Source organism: Blastococcus sp. SYSU DS0753, assembly GCF_054051175.1.
In genome coordinates this window covers 1-16,644 of sequence record NZ_JBJHAT010000034.1, presented here as the reverse complement: position 1 = coordinate 16,644, position 16,644 = coordinate 1, and the positions used below count along the sequence as shown (strand labels likewise).

Genomic DNA, 16,644 nt, shown 5'->3' with positions numbered 1-16,644 from the left:
GGCACGATCCGGCTACCAGGCGGTGGTGGCCTGCAGCACGGCCTCGGTGAGGGCGCGGGTGCGTAGCTCCGTCACCCGCTGGTACTCGGGGTCGGCCACCATCTTGCTGAACGCCTCGCGCGAGGGGTAGCGGACCAGCAGCACCGCGTCCCAGGACTGCCCGTCCTCGGCCACCAGCGAGGTCGAGCCGTCGCCGGCGTAGAGCACCTCGCCGCCGTAGCGGGGGAGGAAGGTGCTGTTCAGCGCATCGGCGTACTGCGCGTAGAGCTCGCGGCCGCCCTCGGCGAACCGGAGCAGGTTGAGCATCACGACGGGCCCGCCGGGGTCCTCCTGCAGGTAGCGCTTCAGGTCCGTCCCGCGGGGGTCGATCGCCATGCCTGCAAGCTAGCAAGCGCGGCCGGTGGCCGGTGGCCGGCCGCCGCGGTCACGGCCAGCCCTGCTCGTGCAGCGGCGTCACCGTGACCTGGTTGAGCACCAGGTGGTCCGGGGCGCTGACCACCCACGCGACGAGGTCGGCGACGTGACCGGCCGGCAGAGCTTCGGTGGCCGGCTTCTCCGCGCCCTCGCGGCCGGTCGTGCGGCGGTCCGCCGGATCCCACGCACCCCAGGACGTCGCCATCGCGCCGGGGTAGAGCACGCACGCCCGGATGCCGTGCTCCCGCCCCTCGGCGGCCAGCGACTGCGTCAAGCCGGTCAGGGCGAACTTCGAGGAGCAGTAGGCAGCCGCGTTCGCCCACCCGCGCAGCCCTGCGACCGACGAGATGTTCACGATCGTGCCCCCGCCGGCAGCACGCAGGTGCGGGAAGACGGCCTTGCTCAGCACGAAGGGGGCGCGCAGGTTGACCGCGAGGACACGGTCCCACTCTTCGACCGTCGTCTGCTCGACGGTCCCGGGGACGTCGGTGCCGGCGGCGTTGACCAGGACGTCCACCGATCCCCAGGCCGCGACGACCTCGTCGACGGCGGTCTGGGTCTCCGCCGCGTCGGCGAGGTCCACCGCACGACTCAGAGCCGTCCCACCCGCTCGCTCCACGTCGCGCTCGACGGCGGAGAGGTCACCGGCGTCGCGCGCGAGGAGGGCCACGCGGTACCCGTCCTTCGCCAGCCGGAGCGCCACCGCCCGCCCCAGCCCGCTGCTCGCCCCGGTGACCATCGCCACCCGCTGTCGTGCCGTTTCCGTGCCGGCCACCTGGCCTCCTGGATCCGCTGGGCGCCCGGGCGCACCAGCACGGCTGGGACGCGGGCGCACGAATGTCTCGGCTCAGCGCCGTCCGGCGGGATCGAGCAGCCGGTCGAAGACCGCCCCGGTGGCCTGCGCCTGGACGTACTTGTCCACCACGTCCACCACCAGGTCACGCCTCGACCACCGCGTGGGGTGGTAAAGCCCCAGGGCGGAGTTGAGCAGCACGTCACCGGGGTAGACGGCCGCGAAGACGGCGTGCACCGCTTGCTGGCCACGGGCTCCCCGGAGCGCGGCGACGCCGTAGGCGGCACCCCACATCGCTCCCAGCGAGAAGTGCGTGACCCAGTTCAGCCGCCGACGCCCCTGCGCGGTCTCCGGGTCGACGGGCAGCACCTTCTGGGCGAAGTCGGCCGGCGCGTAGCTCTCGCCCCGCCGGGTCAACGGCATCTCGACGAACTCCTGGAAGGCCGTCATGACGACGGTGCCGCCGATGCCGGCGAGCACCCCCCGTCCCATCAGGCTGGCGGCCGACGGCTCCCTCGACGTTGGCATCCGTGACGGCTACCCGCGGAGATCACGGCCACACCTCCGCACGGGGTTCGGGGTGCGCACCGACATCCCATGGGGTCCGCCGCGCCACCGACAGCCGGGCGGTGCGGCGGGTCCAGCCTCGCGCGCGGGCGCGCGAGGCGGCCCGGACGGTGGGGATCCGCCCGGCCCGGGTAGGGGCGCAGGCATGCAGAGCGCACCCCAGCTCCGGGAGAGCAGCATCCGGCTCCGTGACGGCCGCACGCTCGCGTACGCCGAGTACGGCGACCCCGCGGGACGGCCGGTGCTGGGCTGCCACGGGTCGCCCAGCTCCCGGCTGGAGCGGCACGTCGAGGACCCGGAGGACTACCGGCGGTGGGGCGTCCGGTTCGTCGTCCCCGACCGTCCCGGCTTCGGGCGCTCGGACCCGCACCCCGGCCGCCGGGTCGCCGACTGGCCCGACGACGTCGCCCAGCTGCTGGACCACCTCGGCATCGAGCGGTGCGCGGTGCTCAGCCTCTCCGGCGGCGCCGCCTACGCGCTGGCCTGCGCGCACGCGCTGGGGGACCGCGTGTCGGCCGTCGGGATCCTCGGCGGCGCACCCCCGCCGGACGTGCCGTGGCCCTGGCCGCGCTGGATTCCGCGGCAGCTGCGGGCGGCCGTGCACCGTCCGGCCCGGCTGGCGGCCGTGCTGCGCCCGGTGCTCGCCCCGGTCGGGCTGCGGCCGCGGACGATCCCGCGCTACCTGCAGCTGCGGCTCAACGCGGCCGACCGGCGGGTGATCGGGCGCCCGGCCGTCCGGCGCATCCTCGCCGACACGTTCGCCGAGGGCCTGCGCAACGGCAGCGCGGTGCTGGCCGAGGACCGGGCCCTGCTGTTCCGGCCGTGGGGGTTCCCGCTGTCGGCCGTCCGCCAGCAGGTGCACCTGTGGCACGGCACGCAGGACTGGCAGGTCCCCGTCGTCCTCGGTCAGGTGCTCAGCGCGATGCTGCCCCGCTGCTCGGCGCACTGGCTGCCCGGGGAGGGGCACTTCTTCGTCTTCGACCGGGCCGAGGAGGTCTACGACGCGCTCCGGCCGTGAGCGGCCGGGCTCAGGCCAGCTGGGCGGCCACCAGCGGCTCGAGGGTCACCCGCGGGTGCCGCTGCTGCAGCATCCGCAGCGCCCACTTGTCGGGGAACAGCGCCAGCAGCTCGCCGCTGGTCCGCCGTACCACCTCGACGCCGCCGGAGGAGGCGATCAGCGGAAGGGACTCCTCGTCGGTTCGCATGGCCAGGCTGTAGGGCAGCCGGTCCAGGGCGACGGGGGCGTGGAACTCGTGCTCCATGCGGTGGGTGGCGACCTCGAACTGCATCGGCCCGACGACGGCCAGGACCGGGGATCCGTCGCCGCGGCGGTCCGAGCGCAGCACCTGGACGACGCCCTCGGAGTCCAGCTGCTCGATGCCCTTGCGGAACTGCTTGTGCTTGGCGGTGTCCTGGCTGCGGACGACGGCGAAGTGCTCCGGGGCGAAGGTGGTCAGCGGCGGGAAGGTGACGGGCCGCTCCACGTACAGGCTGTCGCCGACGCCCAGGGCCGAGGCGTTGACCAGCCCGACGACGTCACCGGGGTAGGCGGTCTCGATGCTCTCCCGCTCCCGGCCGAACACGTGCTGGGCGTACTTGGTGGTGAACGGGCGCCCGGTGCGGCCGTGGGTGACGACCATGCCGCGTTCGAACACCCCGCTGCAGACGCGGATGTAGGCGAGCCGGTCGCGGTGCGCGGCGTCCATGCCCGACTGCACCTTGAAGACGAAGGCGCTGAACGGCTCGTCCAGGCCGCGGACCACGCCCTCGGCGTCGGGCCGGCCCGACGGCGCGGGGGCGAGGTCGACCAGCGTGTCCAGCAGCGCACCGACGCCGAAATTGGAGACCGCGGAGGCGAACAGCACCGGCGTGGTGACGCCGGAGAGGAACGAGTCCTGGTCGTGCTCGGCGCCGGTGGCCTCGAGCAGCTCGGCCTCCTCCTGCGCCTGCTGCCAGACGTCGCCCTCCTGGGCCGCGGCGTCGGCGGCGCTCAGCAGCTCCTCGGGCGCGATCGTCGCGCCGCCGGCGGTACGGGTGAAGCGGCGGAAGGTGCCGTCCCCGCGGTCGAGCACGCCGCGGAAGTCACCGGCGATGCCGACCGGCCAGGTGAGCGGCGTGGGGCTGAGTCCGGTCCGCTCGGCGATCTCGTCCATGAGCTCGAGGGCGTCCTTGCCGGGGCGGTCCCACTTGTTGACCACGGTGACGATCGGGATGCCGCGGTGCTTGCAGACGGCGAAGAGCTTCATCGTCTGGGTCTCGAGACCCTTCGCGGCGTCGATGAGCATGACCGCGGCGTCGACGGCGGTGAGCACCCGGTAGGTGTCCTCGGAGAAGTCGGCGTGCCCGGGCGTGTCGAGCAGGTTGATCACCGCGTCGCGGTACTCGAACTGCAGGGCCGCCGACGTGATGGAGATGCCGCGCGCCTTCTCCATGTCCATCCAGTCCGACACCGTGCCGCGGCGGCCGGCCTTGCCGTGCACCGCACCGGCCTGGCCGATGACGCGGGCGTGCAGGGCGAGGGCCTCGGTGAGCGTGGACTTGCCGGCGTCGGGGTGGCTGATCACGGCGAACGTGCGCCGGCGGGTGGCCTCGGCGAGGGCCGACTGTGCGGCCCGGCCGGCCTCGTGTCGTTCGGCTGCGTCGGTGACGGCGGCCACGGTGGCACTCTCCTCGTTCGGTCTGCGTCCGCGGCGGCCGGCCCTCGGGCGGCGTCCAGCGGGTCCGGGCAGGCGACCCGGACGAGCGGCCCGGAAGGGCGGCCCAGGAGAAGAACGCTACATGCGTCAGCCGACGTAGCCGCTGCGCATGTCGTCGACGATCCGCGGTCGGTCGAGGGTGGAGGGCTCCAGGTGCTGCGGGCGCCGGTCGGCCGGGAAGACGCCGGAGGCCGCCAGGACAGCGTCGTCGAGGAACCGCAGCGGCGGGGCGCCGGGGGAGAGGGCGAGCCCGGGCGGGGTCGCGCCGGGCTGCGCCAGGGCGAACCCCCAATCGCCGAAGCTCGGCACGTGCACGTGGTACGGCGTGGCCGCGAGCCCGGCGGCGTCGAGGGTCGAGACGGTGCGCCAGAAGGCGGTCGGCGTCGAGTAGGGGCTGCCGGCCTGCACCGAGACCAGCCCGCCGGGCGCCAGGGCGGCGCCGACGAGCCCGTAGAACTCGGTCGAGTAGAGCCGGCCGAGCACCGGGGTGTCCGGGTCGGGCATGTCCACGATCACCGCGTCGAACCCCGCGGCGGCCGGGGAGCGCAGCCAGCGGAAGGCGTCGTCCAGCACGACGTCGACCCGCGGGTCGTCCAGCGCGCCGGCGTTGAGGTCGGCCAGCCGGGTCCGCGCCAGGTCGACGACCGCGGGGTCGAGCTCCACCTGCACGACCTCGCGGACGGTCGGGTGGCGCAGCACCTCGCGCGCGGCGAGGCCGTCCCCGCCGCCGAGGATCAGCACCCGCTCCGGGTCGCGGGCGAGCACCGGGTGGACGAGCGCCTCGGTGTAGCGGTGCTCGTCCCGGCTGGAGAACTGCAGGTCGCCGTCCAGGTACAGCCGGACGTCGTCGGCGCGCTCGGTGACCACGATCTCCTGGTAGTCCGAGCGCTGCGCGGCCACCACGGGGTCGGCGTAGAGCCGCTGCCGGGAGGTGGTCTCGATGTCACCGGCCCGGACGAGCAGCACCCCGAGGACGGCGGCCGCGGCGAGCAGCGCAGCCGTGGCGGTACGGCGGGCACGGGGGGTGAGCTCCCCGCGGAGGACGAAGGCGGCCACGACCGCGGCCGCCAGGAGGTTGAGCACCCCGGTCAGGGCCGCGCCCCGGATCTGGCCGGCCAGGGGCAGCAGCAGGAACGGCCAGGCCAGGCCGCCGAGCAGGGCGCCGGCGTAGTCGGCGGCGTTGAGGTCGGCGAGCAGCGTGCCCGAACCGCGTGCGTCGATGCCGCTGCGCCCGGACTGCAGCAGCGTCATGAGCAGCGGCACCTCGGCACCCACGAGGACCCCGATCACGGCGGTGCCGGTCACCAGGACGGCGCTGCTGGTCCCGTAGAAGGAGAACGAGACGTAGAGCGTCACCGCGCTCAGCCCACCCACGATGCCGAGCAGGATCTCCACGGCGACGAACGTCGCGGCGGCGTGCCCGAGGAACGGCTTCACCAGCAGCGCGCCCGCGCCGAGCGCCGCGACGAACCCGGCCACGATCAGGGAGGTCTGGGTGATCCCGCCGCCGGTGAGGCTCGCCGACAGCGTGAGCAGCACCAGCTCGTAGATCAGCCCGCACGCCGCGCAGACCGCGACGGCCGCCAGCAGCAGGGGGCGCGAGCGCACTCCGCCGCCCGCCGCGGCCGGCCCTGCCGCCGGCACGCCCCGTGCGGACGCCGTCACGGCCTCAGGACAGCGCGGCGGCGTTGACCGCGCCGATCGCGACCAGGCTGACGGCGACCGCCCAGGCCGATCCGCGCATCCGCGGCTGGTTCACCAGGGAGCGCAGGTCGGCGGGGATGACCGCGTCCAGCACCCGGAGCGCCAGGGCCTGCAGCAGCACGCCGATCAGGCCGTAGACCGCCGTGTCCACCAGTCCCTGGCCCAGGTTGTCGGCGCTGGTCATGATCGCCGTCACCACGATGATCGCCAGCGCGAGGTGGTTGGCGCCGAGCAGGATCGCCGCGTTCGGGTTGTGGTCGAGGTAGACCTGCGTGCGCAGGTTGCCCGGGGTGATGAGGTCCAGCGCGAGGAACCCGAGGGCGAGCACGCCCACCCCGATGACGAAGAACAGCAGCGTCCCGACGACGCCCTGGATCAGCAGATCGGCGTCGACGTGGCCGAACTGCACGGCCTGGTAGGTCGTGCTCACGTGAGGTCGCTCCTGGTCTCGAGGGGAGTGGGGACGTGCAGGGCGGGGGTCACTTGGCGTCCCCGGGGCCGCCGCTGCCGCCCGTGCCGACGGGGGAGCCCGGCCGGAAGCCCGGCCCGAGGAAGGCGAAGAAGCCGCTGCGGTACCGCTCGTCGAGGTCCTCGACGCGCACGGTGCTCCCGTCCGCAGCGGGGCTGACGATCACGATGTCGTCGTCGTAGCGCAGGTACTCGTTCCCGCCGTCGGCCTGCCGTTCCGCCGGGGGGACGGCCTCGGTGATGGCCGCGGTCGTGGTGCCCACCGGATCGGGCGAGGCGTAGACCGCGGCGTTGCCGACGATCTCGGTCCGCTCGTAGGTGTCGTCGAGGAAGGCGCGGATGCGGGTACCGGTCCCGCAGCTGCTCAGGAGCAGGACGGCGGCCAACGCGAGGGCCACCATCCGGGACATGTTTCTCACGGCGTCCACCTGGTCTGTGTCGTGACGACCTCGCCGGTGTCGCCGGCGGGGTAGAGGTGCCAGGTCCGCCACGCCCACCCGCCCCCGGCCAGGGGCCGCGCGGTGAGCGCGGTCAGGGCGCCGGCCGCCCCGGGGAAGGCGCCGCAGAGCCACGCCGGGTCCGCGCCGGCCCGGTCGCGCAGCCGCAGCGCGCTCACGTCCAGCTCGGCCCGGCTCACGGTGGTGACCGAGGAGGTGAGCGCGTAGCCGCCGGACCGGGTGCTCCGGGGCAGCGGGTCGCCGCCGGCGCCGACGGCGTCGCAGGAGACCTCCTCGGTCAGCCGGGAGCCGGGGACGGCGGCGGTGACCACGTGCGAGGCGCCGAGCACCCCCAGCGTGATGGAGCCACCCCGACCGTCGTCCAGCCGGAGCCGGGCGAGCGGCTCGGCCAGGGGCCCGTCGAGCACCAGGCCGAGCGCCGTCGCGGACACGTCGCGCGGCTCCACGTCCAGCACGTGCAGGCTCATGCGCCGGGGGTGCGGTGGTAGACGGTGAGCTCCCCGCGGCTGACGGCTCGGCCGGTGGAGACCTCCCAGGACTGGGTGGGTGCCCAGCGCTCGAAGGCCAGCAGCCCGGTCTTGTCCGCCGTGGCGTAGTCGGCGTACTCGACGGTGCCGCTCGGCGGGGTGCCGGTGGTGCCCTCGGCGGTGTAGGCGGCCCGGCCCCGCTCGATCTGGCGGTGCACCCGGTCGTCGAGGATCACGTCGCCGTCGGGGGTGAGGTTGGTGCCCTCCCGCCGCATCCACAGCGTCATCTCCAGCTCGCCCTCGTCGTCCTCGACGGTGAGCCAGCGGCGGCCGGTCGACCCGTCGAGCAGGTGCTCGCGCCAGGTCATCCCGCCCTCCTCGAGGACGATCGTGCCGCGGACCACGTGGTCGACGCCCGCGTACGTGATCACGTCACCGACGCCGATGGCGTGCGGGTCGTAGACGTCGGGCTCGTCGGCCAGGGGGTCGACGCGGGGCCGCGGTGCGGCGGCCCGGGCGAGGTTCCGCCGGCGCAGCACGAGGACCACCACGGCGAGCGCGGCGAGCGCCACGAGGACCACGACCAGGAGGACGAGCAGGACATCGGGCATCGCGGGCCTCCAGGCTCGGTACGGACCGGTCGAACCTATCGCGGCGGGCTGGCTAGCGTGGCGGGCATGGGCGGGATGAAGGACCGGATGCTGTCGGGCCGGCCCTACCGGCCCGACGACCCCGACCTCGCCACCGACGGCCGGCGGGCGGCGGCTCTGCTGGCCCGCTACAACGCCGAGTCCGACGGCGTGACCCGGCACACCCTGCTCACCGAGCTGCTGGGGTCGGTGGGCGGCGGCACGACGATCCGCTCGGACTTCCGCTGCGACTACGGCTACCGCATCTCCGTCGGCGCGTTCTGCTTCGTCAACTGGGGCGGGGTCTTCCTCGACGTCGGGCCCATCACCCTCGGGAACCACGTGCAGCTCGGCCCGGGGGTCCAGCTGCTGACCGCCGGCCACCCCGTGGACGCCGGGCTCCGCCGGGCCGGCTGGCAGCAGGGGGCGCCGATCACCCTGGGCGACGACGTCTGGCTCGGCGGTGGCGTGATCGTGCTGCCGGGCGTCACAGTCGGCGCGCGCACGGTCGTGGGAGCGGGCTCGGTGGTCACCCGTGACCTGCCACCGGACGTGGTGGCCGTCGGGAACCCCGCGCGCGTCGTCCGCTCGCTCGGCGCGGAGCGGCCCTAGACCGGAACCGGCGGGGAGACCGTGCCGGCCGGCCGGCCGGTCACCGCGGTCAGCCAGTCGTCGGTCCGGCGGGCCCAGGTGCGCCCCGCCGCCCAGGCCCGGCGCTCGTCGGCCCGGCCCGGTGGTTCCGTGGCGGCCGCGCGGAGCGCCTCGACCATCTCGTCGGCGCCGGAGACGACCGCCGTGTGCGGCGGCACCTCCCCGGAGTGCTCGAGGTGCCCGGCGGTGGCCACCACGGGCAGGCCCCGGGCGGAGTAGTCGTAGGTCTTCATCGACGACTGCCCCAGCGCCCGCGCCGCGACGTCGGGGACCAAGGCGACGCGGGCGGCGTCCAGCACGGCCGGCAGCCGGTCGCGGGGCGTCAGCCCTCGGTAGGTGAAGCGCCCGGGGAACTCGCCCTCGAGCGCGAGGAAGCGGGCGCGGGCCGGGGCCGAGCGCTCGGGGAACACCAGCTGGCCGTGCACGGCGAGGGTCCAGTCGGGCAGCGCGGTGAGCACGGCCCGGACCAGCTCGACGTCGAAGCGCTCCGCGATGCTGCCCACGTAGACGGCGTGCCGCTCCGCGCGGGGGGCGGAGCGTGGTGCGGTCAGCAGCGCCTCGTCGGTGCCGTTCGGCACGACGACCGGGCGCCGCCCCGGGAACAGCCCGGCGAGGACCGGGTTCACCACGACGATCTCGTCGGCCTCGTCGGCGATCCGGCGCAGCTGGGCCGGGACGTTGCGGGCGTGCGGGAGGAGCCGGGCCCAGTCGTCGGTGCAGTCGAAGACCACGCGGCCACCGAGGCCGCGGGTGGCCCGCCAGTCCCACGGCAGCATGAGGACGGTGACGTCCTCGGCCCAGCCCGAGCGGCGGAGGAAGGCGCGCAGGAGCGCGGCGTCCACCCGCTCGGACAGGGCTCCCCGGGAGCCGGGCAGGACCGTGGACCGCTCGGTCACGGTGACGCCGTCGCAGACCTCGGCGAACCGCGCCGCGCGCAGGTGCCGCCACCAGTTCCCCGGGTCGGTGCGCACCCGGTGGGCGTCCGCCGGGGCCTGGACGAAGCGGACGTCGCCGCCCCGGCGGACCAGCTCCCGGGCGATCATCTGCTCGCGGCGGATCGCAGGGTGCCAGGGGTCCTTCGCGACGAACCCGACCCGGGTGGCCGGTGCGGCTGGGGGGACGGGGTTCAGCGGGGGGCTCCTGCGGTGCGCACGACCCCCGACCCTAGGGCGCCGGGGCGCGGGCGGCTCGGCAGACTGGGCAGCCGGGAGCCGGGCGGAGCGCGGCGGGTCGAGGGGCGGTGCGTCGGGTGCTGGACAGGCTGCCCCGGGAGGTGTTCCGCAGGCTGCCGTTGCCGGCGAAGCGGGCGCTGCTCTTCCGGGAGGCGCACGGCCGGTTCCCCCGCCGCCCGCCGCGCACCTTCACCGAGAAGCTGAACTGGCGGGTGGTCCACGACCGCCGCCCGCTGATCGCGCAGCTCGGCGACAAGCTGGCGATGAAGGCGTACGCGGCCCGCGTCTGCCCGGAGGTGCGGGTGCCGCGCGTCCTCTGGGCGGGCACGGACGTCGCCGACCTGGCCGGGGTGCCGCTGCCCGAGCACTGGGTGCTCAAGCCCAACCACGGGACCATGCGGGTGCGGCTGGCCTCCGGACGGCCCGACGTCGCTGCCCTGCGGGAGGCCACCGCGGGCTGGCTGGACGAGCCGCTGTTCCCCACCCGCGGGGAGTGGGTGTACAGCCGGGCCCGGCGCCTGCTGCTCGTCGAGGAGTTCCTCGGGCGCCCCGGCGTCCCGCCCGCCGACCACAAGCTGCTGGTGTTCGGTGGCCGGGTGCGGCTGGTGCAGGTGGACACCGGCCGGTTCAGCGCTGGGCATCGGCGCCGGCTCTACACCGCGGAGTGGTCGCCGTTGCCGTTCGTCGACCCGGGGATGACCCTGGGACCGGCCGACCCGCCGCCGGCGAGCTACCCGGCGATGCGGGCGGTGGCGGAGGCGCTCGGCCGGGAGTTCGACTTCGTGCGCGTGGACCTCTACGACGTCGACGGCGAGCTCTGGTTCGGCGAGCTGACCCCGTACCCCGGCGGCGGGCTGGACCGGCTGCACCCCGTGGTGGACCGGGCGCTGGGCGCCTGCTGGGACCTGCCGCCGCGAGCGGCCGTCCGTGCGCCCCGGAGGAGCCGCCGCGGCACGTCGCCCGCGCCGTGACCGCGCACCGCGGGCGGCCCGCCGGCCGGGCAGTGGCGGGTCAGGAGCCGGAGGCGGGGGCGCCCGCGGGCGCCGTCCGGCTCTCGGCGTCCTCCTCCGACCGCGCCGTGCTCCCGGCGCTGTTGGAGTGGAAGGCGGTGCGCTGCGGCGCGGGGCCCGGTCGCCGGCCCGGCTCCGCGGCGGCGAGCGCCTCCGGGGCCAGCGCCGGGTCGACGCGGCCCCACTCGGTCTCGACGTCGGTGAGCAGGGCCTCCAGGTAGGCCCGCAGCTGCGCCCGGCAGGCCTGGGCGAACGCCCTGAGGAACGCCACCTGCTCCTCGAGCTCGGCGGCGGTCCGCTGCCCGGCGGCGTCGCCGCCGCCGTCCCCGGTGGGGCCCCCGGTGAGCCGGGCGGCCGCCTCCTGCGCCGCCTGCATGATCGCGCCGGCGTTCTCGCGCGCCAGCCGTAGCTGCTCCTCGTACTGGTCGCGGGCCTCGGCGGTCATCTGCCGGCTGAAGTCCTCCGCCTCGGCGACGTACTCGTCCGCCGTCTGCTGGGCGCTGGCGAGGATGCGGACCGCCTGCTCGCTGGGGGGCTCGGGCACGGTGATGCCGTCCAGGCGCTGCTGCAGCTCCGCCACCTGCCTGTGCAGCCGCTCCCGCTCGCCGACCAGGGTGCTCACCTCCGCGGCCACCAGCTCCTGGAAGCGGTCGACCTGCCCCTGGTCGTACCCCGGGTGCAGCATCGTGCCCGCGGCGAACCGCGCCCCCCGGATCTGCTCGGGCGTGAGCCGCCGAGCGTTCCCTCCGGTCCCGGACGTCTCGGTGGTGGTCATTCGGTCACCTTCCCCTCGGCACTGGGCCCCGGTCGGCTGGGGGCGAACACCTCGCTGCGCACCCGTTCCCGCGGCACGCCGTGCTGCAGGAGGCCGCTGACGGTCGCCTCCACCATGGGCGCCGGGCCGGCCACGAACACCTCCCGGCTGAGCCACGGACCGTGCCGGAGGACGACGTCACCGACGTCCCCCTGCTCCAGGCCCGACAGGTCGTCGTCGGACACCGCGTAGGTCACGCCGAGCCACGGGTGGGCCGCCCGCAGCTCGTCCAGGGCGGCGCGGTCGTGGAGCTGGTCCTCGGTGCGGGCGCCGACGAACAGGTCCACCCGGCGGGCGGGCCCCTGCCGGGCCACCTGGTCGACCAGGGCCTTCAGCGGCGCCAGCCCCATGCCGCCGGCGACGAGCAGGAGGTCGCGGTCGGAGTCGCCGGCCAGCGTGAGGTCGCCCAGCGGGGGGCCCAGCCGCAGCAGGTCGCCCTCCTCGGTGCTGCGGACGAGCGCGGTGCTGACCGGTCCGCCGGGGCGGGCCTTCACGTGCAGCTCCAGGGTGCCGTCGTCCCGGGGGGCGTTGGCGGGGGAGTAGTACCGCCACAGCCGCGGCCGGCGGTCGATCTCCAGGGACAGCGACTGGCCGGCCAGGTAGTTGACCGGCACCTCGGGCCGCACCTGGAGCACCGCCACGTCGATGGCGCGGCGCTCGTGGGACACGACCTCGGCCCGCCAGGTGGCCGGCTGGTCGCCGGACTCCTCGGCGCCCTGGATCATCACCGAGGCGACGAGCTCGTAGGCCTCGGTCCAGGTGCGGGCGCGGTGCTCGTCCCACTCGTCGTCGAAGTGCTCGAGCGTCGCGAGCAGGCTGGGCATCACCGCGGGGTAGTGCGCCGGCAGCGTGCCGAACTTGCGGTGGTCGTGGCCGAGCTGCTTGAGGATCGGGACCAGCGCGTCGAGGTCGTCGACGTGCGACACCACCTCGCCAAGCGCGCGGAAGAACCGGTCGCGCTGGTGGGCCATGGACACCGGGAACATCGCCCGCGTCTCGGGGTGGCTCAGGAACAGGTGCGAGTAGAAGTACAGCGGTGCCTCGTCGCCGGTCGCCGCCGCCTTGGCGAAGCTCGCCCGCATCGCGGCGATGTCCATGCGTGCCTCCTCGCGGCGGGGTCCGGCCGGCTACCTGGCGCGGCATCGGCTCCGGTGCGCGACGACGCCTGCGCGCTCCGCCGTCCCCTTCCCCGGTGCACGCGGCGTCACACGGGCACCGGCGAGGTTTCTGCCCGCCGGCCGGCGGGGCCGCGGAAAAGTCGTTCGCCGCCGATGAGATATCCGGGGAGAGTCCGTCTGCACCACGACGACACCGACCCAGGGTGAGGTACCCATGCCGCAGCACGCACCGCTGGCCGTGGAGGCGACGGCGCTGGTCAAGACCTACGGGGAGACCCAGGCGGTGGGCGGGCTGGACCTCGCCGTGCCGGCCGGGAGCATCTACGGCGTCCTGGGGCCCAACGGGGCGGGAAAGACGACCACCATCCGGATGCTGGCCACGCTCGTCCGCCCCGACTCGGGCAGCGCCCGGGTGCTCGGGTACGACGTCGTCGCGGAGGCCGACGCGGTGCGCGCGCAGGTGAGCCTGACCGGGCAGCTCGCGTCGGTCGACGAGGAGCTGACCGGGCGGGAGAACCTGGTGCTGCTCGGCCGGCTCCTCGGGCTGTCCCGCCCCGGGGCCCGGGCGCGGGCCGACGAGCTGCTGGAGGCCTTCGGCATCGCCGCGGCCGCGGGCAAGCTGGTGAAGCACTACTCCGGGGGGATGCGGCGCCGGCTGGACATCGCGGCCAGCATCGTGGTCACCCCGCGGCTGATGTTCCTCGACGAGCCGACCACCGGGCTGGACCCGCGGTCACGCAACCAGGTGTGGGAGATCGCCCGCGCGCTCGTGGCCGAGGGGACCACGATCCTGCTCTGCACGCAGTACCTGGAGGAGGCCGACCAGCTCGCCGACGGGATCGCGGTGATCGACCGGGGGCGGGTGATCGCCGAGGGGACCCCGGCCCAGCTGAAGGCGTCGGTCGGCACCGGGGCTCTGCACGTGCGGCTGCTCGACCCGGCCCGGCGCGCCGAGGCGGCCGCGGTCCTCGAGAGCGCGCTCGGCTCGGTCGCCCTGGAGCCGGACCCGGCGGCGCTGTCGGCCACCTGCCCCGACTCCGCCCGGGCCGCCGCCGGCGTGGCCGAGCTGGCGCGGACCGGCATCGGCATCGCCCACTTCTCCCTCGACCAGCCCAGCCTGGACGAGGTCTTCCTCGCCCTGACCGGCCGCGGCGCCGAGGACCCACCCGGAGCGGCACCGACCCTCGAGGAGCGGACGTCATGAGCACGGCGACCACGACCACCGACGCCGACGCCGCGGCCGTCCGCCGGGCGATCGCCGGCCGCGAGCGGCCCCCGCGGCCCGGACCGCTGTCGGCGGCCCTCACGTTCGGCTGGCGGGGGATGCTCAAGGTCAAGCACGTCCCCGAGCAGCTGCTCGACGTGACCGTGACCCCGGTGATGTTCCTGCTGATGTTCACGTACCTCTTCGGCGGCGCCATCGCGGGCTCCACCAGCGCCTACCTGGACTACACGCTGCCCGGCCTGCTGGTCATGTCGGTGCTCTTCACGACGGTCTACTCCGGCGTCTCGCTCAACACCGACCTCACCAAGGGCGTCGTCGACCGCTTCCGGTCGCTGCCGATCTGGCGGCCGGCGCCGCTGCTGGGCTCGCTGCTCGGGGACAGCGTCCGGTACGTCGTGGCGGGCACGGTGATCATCGTCGTCGGCGTGCTGCTGGGTTACCGCCCGGACGCGGGGGTGGCGGGGGCCGTGGCGGCGCTGGCCCTGGTGGTGGTCTTCTCGTTCGGGCTGTCGTGGGCCTTCTCGGTGCTCGGCCTGCTGATGCGCAGCCCGAACGCCGTGATGAACGCCGGGTTCATGAGCATCTTCCCGCTGACGTTCCTCTCCAACGTGTTCGTCGACCCGGCCACCCTGCCCGGGCCGCTGCAGGCGTTCGTCGACGTCAACCCGATCTCGGTGCTGGCCACGGCGTGCCGCTCGCTGATGGACGGCACGCCGGACGGCGTCGCGATCGGCGTCTCGCTGGCGGTGGCCGCCGCGCTGGCCGCGGTCTTCCTCCCGCTGACCACCCGGCTGTACCGCAGCCGCTGACGCCCGGTTCCCGCCGACGACCCCGCCCGGTTCCCGCCGTCCACGCCGGTGCTCGTGAGCCCGGCCCGGGAGCTCGGGCAGGTGCCCTCTGCATCACTCGTGCCCTGCCCACAGGAGTGGGCAGGGCACGAGTCATGCTGAGATCACCGGGCCGGGAGGCGCGGAGCGGACGGCGCCTGCCGGCAACCGGTGAACCTCGGCGACGAAGCGGCCGGGGTGGATCAACGGCTCGTCCTCACCGCCGTCGGGATCCGGGGTCAGGCGGCCGGCGTCGCCGCCGGCGCCGGGGCGGGCGCGGTCCTCGGGATGGCCAGCCCACCGAGGAGCCCGGCCGCGAGCACCGCGGTGCTCACGCCGAACGCCACCTGGAATCCGGCCACGTCGGTGAGCCAGCCGGCGATCAGGGGCCCGGCGATGGCACCCAGGTCCGCCGACATCTGGAACACCGCGACGACCCGGCCGCCCCGCCCGGCGCTCAGGTCGCCGACCAGGGCCGCCGGGGCGCTGGCGAGCAGCGAGGCGGCGAGCCCGAAGACGGCCATGGACAGCAGGAAGGCCCAGAGGACGGGCGGCAGGACCAGCACCGCCATGGCCGCCGTCGCCAGCGCCGCGCCCACGATCAGCGAAGGCCGGCGTCCCCAGCCGTCCACCAGTCGGCCGGATCGGAGCAGGCCGAGCGCCTGCGCGACCGAGCCGACGAGCAGCCCGGCCCCCGCCCAGGCCACGGTCCGGCCCAGCTCCTCGGTGACGTAGAGCGGTACCAGGGAGTTGCGGACGCCGAACAGCACCCAGCCGACGCCGAAGTTGGCCAGCAGCGCGGCCAGGTAGACCCGCGAGCGCAGCGCGCTGCCCAGCCGGACCGGGCCGGCGTCGAGGTCGGGGCCGGCGGCGTCACCCGCCGGGGGCGCGGCCGGGTCGGGCTCGGCGGTGCGCAGCAGCGCGACGCCCACCGCACCGGCCACCAGCAGGAACCCGGCGTAGAGGAAGAACGGCAGCCGGGGGGAGAGCTCCGCCAGCAGCCCGCCGGCGGCCGGCCCGGCGATGCCGCCGAGGATGAAGCCGCCCTGCCAGGTGGCCGCGGCCCGCCCGCGGTGCGACGGCGGGGCCACCCGCAGCAGCAGCGAGAGCGCCGCGACGGTGAACATGGCGCTGCCGATCCCGCCGGCGGCCCGCAGCCCGAGGAAGAGCGGGAAGGACCCGGCCAGCCCGGCGAGACCGGTGGTGACGGCGACGACCACCAGCCCGGAGGCGAGCACGAGCCGCTCGCCGAACCGCTCGACCAGGGTGCCGCCGCTGAAGGCGGAGACGAAGCGGAAGAACGCGAAGGCGCTGACCGCCAGCCCGACGGCGGTGGTCCCGACCCCGAAGTTGCGGGCGAACAGGGGGATCGCCGGGGCGACGATGCCGAAGCCGAGCGCCACGACGAAGGCGATGACCGCCAGGACCCTGACCTCGCGGGGCAGCTCGCCCCGTGTCCCCACCCGCACGAGAGGCGATCGTCGCACGTGCGGTGGCCCGACACGCACGAGACACCCGGGGGGGGGGGGGGGGGGGGGGGGGGGGGGGGGGGGGGGGGGGGGGGGGGGGGGGGGGGGGGGGGGGGGGGGGGGCGGGGGGGGGGGGGGGGGGGGGGGGGGGGGGGGGGGGGG

The 16,644-nt window shown here is 75.5% G+C and carries 18 protein-coding genes; 5 read left to right on the top strand and 13 right to left on the bottom strand.

The window, feature by feature from the left end; all coding sequences use genetic code 11:
• Positions 1–12: 12 nt before the first annotated feature.
• The 3 genes from ACI799_RS19245 to ACI799_RS19235 form a co-directional block, all read right to left on the bottom strand.
• On the bottom strand, positions 13–375 hold the full coding sequence (locus tag ACI799_RS19245) for a DUF1330 domain-containing protein (RefSeq protein ID WP_456589728.1): 363 nt from the start codon (positions 373–375) through the stop codon (positions 13–15).
• 49 nt (positions 376–424) lie between these two features.
• The gene (locus ACI799_RS19240) at positions 425–1,189 is read right to left on the bottom strand and encodes an SDR family oxidoreductase (RefSeq protein ID WP_456589727.1); all 765 of its coding nucleotides are present in this window, start codon (positions 1,187–1,189) and stop codon (positions 425–427) included.
• Between the two features lie 72 nt (positions 1,190–1,261).
• Positions 1,262–1,735 carry a hypothetical protein gene (locus ACI799_RS19235; RefSeq protein ID WP_456589726.1) on the bottom strand — a complete coding sequence of 158 codons (474 nt, stop codon included), beginning with the start codon at positions 1,733–1,735 and terminating at the stop codon, positions 1,262–1,264.
• Positions 1,736–1,919: 184 nt separating this feature from the next.
• Between ACI799_RS19235 and ACI799_RS19230 the strand changes: the two genes are divergently transcribed.
• Positions 1,920–2,792, top strand: coding sequence for an alpha/beta fold hydrolase (locus tag ACI799_RS19230; protein WP_456613713.1), 873 nt, complete (start codon positions 1,920–1,922; stop codon positions 2,790–2,792).
• A gap of 10 nt (positions 2,793–2,802) precedes the next feature.
• On the opposite strand, the gene ACI799_RS19225 is transcribed toward ACI799_RS19230, so the two are convergent.
• From ACI799_RS19225 to ACI799_RS19200, 6 genes are all read right to left on the bottom strand, one after another.
• Positions 2,803–4,431 carry a peptide chain release factor 3 gene (locus tag ACI799_RS19225; RefSeq protein WP_456600349.1) on the bottom strand — a complete coding sequence of 543 codons (1,629 nt, stop codon included), beginning with the start codon at positions 4,429–4,431 and terminating at the stop codon, positions 2,803–2,805.
• A 126-nt stretch (positions 4,432–4,557) separates the two neighbouring features.
• On the bottom strand, positions 4,558–6,135 hold the full coding sequence (locus ACI799_RS19220) for a polyamine aminopropyltransferase (RefSeq protein WP_456589723.1): 1,578 nt from the start codon (positions 6,133–6,135) through the stop codon (positions 4,558–4,560).
• Between the two features lie 4 nt (positions 6,136–6,139).
• A complete protein-coding gene (locus ACI799_RS19215; RefSeq protein WP_456613712.1) occupies positions 6,140–6,604 on the bottom strand; it encodes a DUF350 domain-containing protein in 465 nt (154 codons plus the stop codon).
• A gap of 49 nt (positions 6,605–6,653) precedes the next feature.
• Complete coding sequence (locus ACI799_RS19210; protein ID WP_456589772.1) at positions 6,654–7,052, bottom strand: DUF4247 domain-containing protein; 399 nt, start codon at positions 7,050–7,052, stop codon at positions 6,654–6,656.
• Positions 7,053–7,057: 5 nt separating this feature from the next.
• Entirely contained in the window at positions 7,058–7,567 is a 510-nt protein-coding gene (locus ACI799_RS19205) for a DUF2617 family protein (RefSeq protein ID WP_456589721.1), read from the bottom strand.
• On the bottom strand, positions 7,564–8,178 hold the full coding sequence (locus tag ACI799_RS19200; RefSeq protein ID WP_456589720.1) for a DUF4178 domain-containing protein: 615 nt from the start codon (positions 8,176–8,178) through the stop codon (positions 7,564–7,566). Before ACI799_RS19200 ends, ACI799_RS19205 begins: the two co-directional genes overlap by 4 nt.
• A gap of 66 nt (positions 8,179–8,244) precedes the next feature.
• Here ACI799_RS19200 and ACI799_RS19195 point away from each other — a divergent pair, with 66 nt between their 5' ends.
• On the top strand, positions 8,245–8,808 hold the full coding sequence (locus ACI799_RS19195; protein ID WP_456589719.1) for a sugar O-acetyltransferase: 564 nt from the start codon (positions 8,245–8,247) through the stop codon (positions 8,806–8,808).
• On the opposite strand, the gene ACI799_RS19190 is transcribed toward ACI799_RS19195, so the two are convergent.
• Positions 8,805–9,890 carry a glycosyltransferase family protein gene (locus tag ACI799_RS19190; protein ID WP_456613711.1) on the bottom strand — a complete coding sequence of 362 codons (1,086 nt, stop codon included), beginning with the start codon at positions 9,888–9,890 and terminating at the stop codon, positions 8,805–8,807. The genes ACI799_RS19195 and ACI799_RS19190 overlap by 4 nt on opposite strands.
• A gap of 206 nt (positions 9,891–10,096) precedes the next feature.
• Here ACI799_RS19190 and ACI799_RS19185 point away from each other — a divergent pair, with 206 nt between their 5' ends.
• A complete protein-coding gene (locus tag ACI799_RS19185; RefSeq protein WP_456613710.1) occupies positions 10,097–10,990 on the top strand; it encodes an ATP-grasp fold amidoligase family protein in 894 nt (297 codons plus the stop codon).
• A gap of 40 nt (positions 10,991–11,030) precedes the next feature.
• Here ACI799_RS19185 and ACI799_RS19180 read toward each other — a convergent pair whose 3' ends face one another.
• Positions 11,031–11,804 carry a DivIVA domain-containing protein gene (locus ACI799_RS19180; RefSeq protein ID WP_456589716.1) on the bottom strand — a complete coding sequence of 258 codons (774 nt, stop codon included), beginning with the start codon at positions 11,802–11,804 and terminating at the stop codon, positions 11,031–11,033.
• Positions 11,801–12,940 carry a globin domain-containing protein gene (locus ACI799_RS19175; protein WP_456613709.1) on the bottom strand — a complete coding sequence of 380 codons (1,140 nt, stop codon included), beginning with the start codon at positions 12,938–12,940 and terminating at the stop codon, positions 11,801–11,803. Before ACI799_RS19175 ends, ACI799_RS19180 begins: the two co-directional genes overlap by 4 nt.
• Positions 12,941–13,175: 235 nt before the next feature.
• Here ACI799_RS19175 and ACI799_RS19170 point away from each other — a divergent pair, with 235 nt between their 5' ends.
• Complete coding sequence (locus ACI799_RS19170) at positions 13,176–14,165, top strand: ATP-binding cassette domain-containing protein (protein ID WP_456613708.1); 990 nt, start codon at positions 13,176–13,178, stop codon at positions 14,163–14,165.
• Entirely contained in the window at positions 14,162–14,995 is an 834-nt protein-coding gene (locus ACI799_RS19165; protein WP_456589713.1) for an ABC transporter permease, read from the top strand. The genes ACI799_RS19170 and ACI799_RS19165 overlap by 4 nt, the downstream gene beginning before the upstream one ends.
• 257 nt (positions 14,996–15,252) lie before the next feature.
• On the opposite strand, the gene ACI799_RS19160 is transcribed toward ACI799_RS19165, so the two are convergent.
• Complete coding sequence (locus tag ACI799_RS19160) at positions 15,253–16,482, bottom strand: MFS transporter (RefSeq protein WP_456589712.1); 1,230 nt, start codon at positions 16,480–16,482, stop codon at positions 15,253–15,255.
• Between the last annotated feature and the right edge of the window lie 162 nt (positions 16,483–16,644).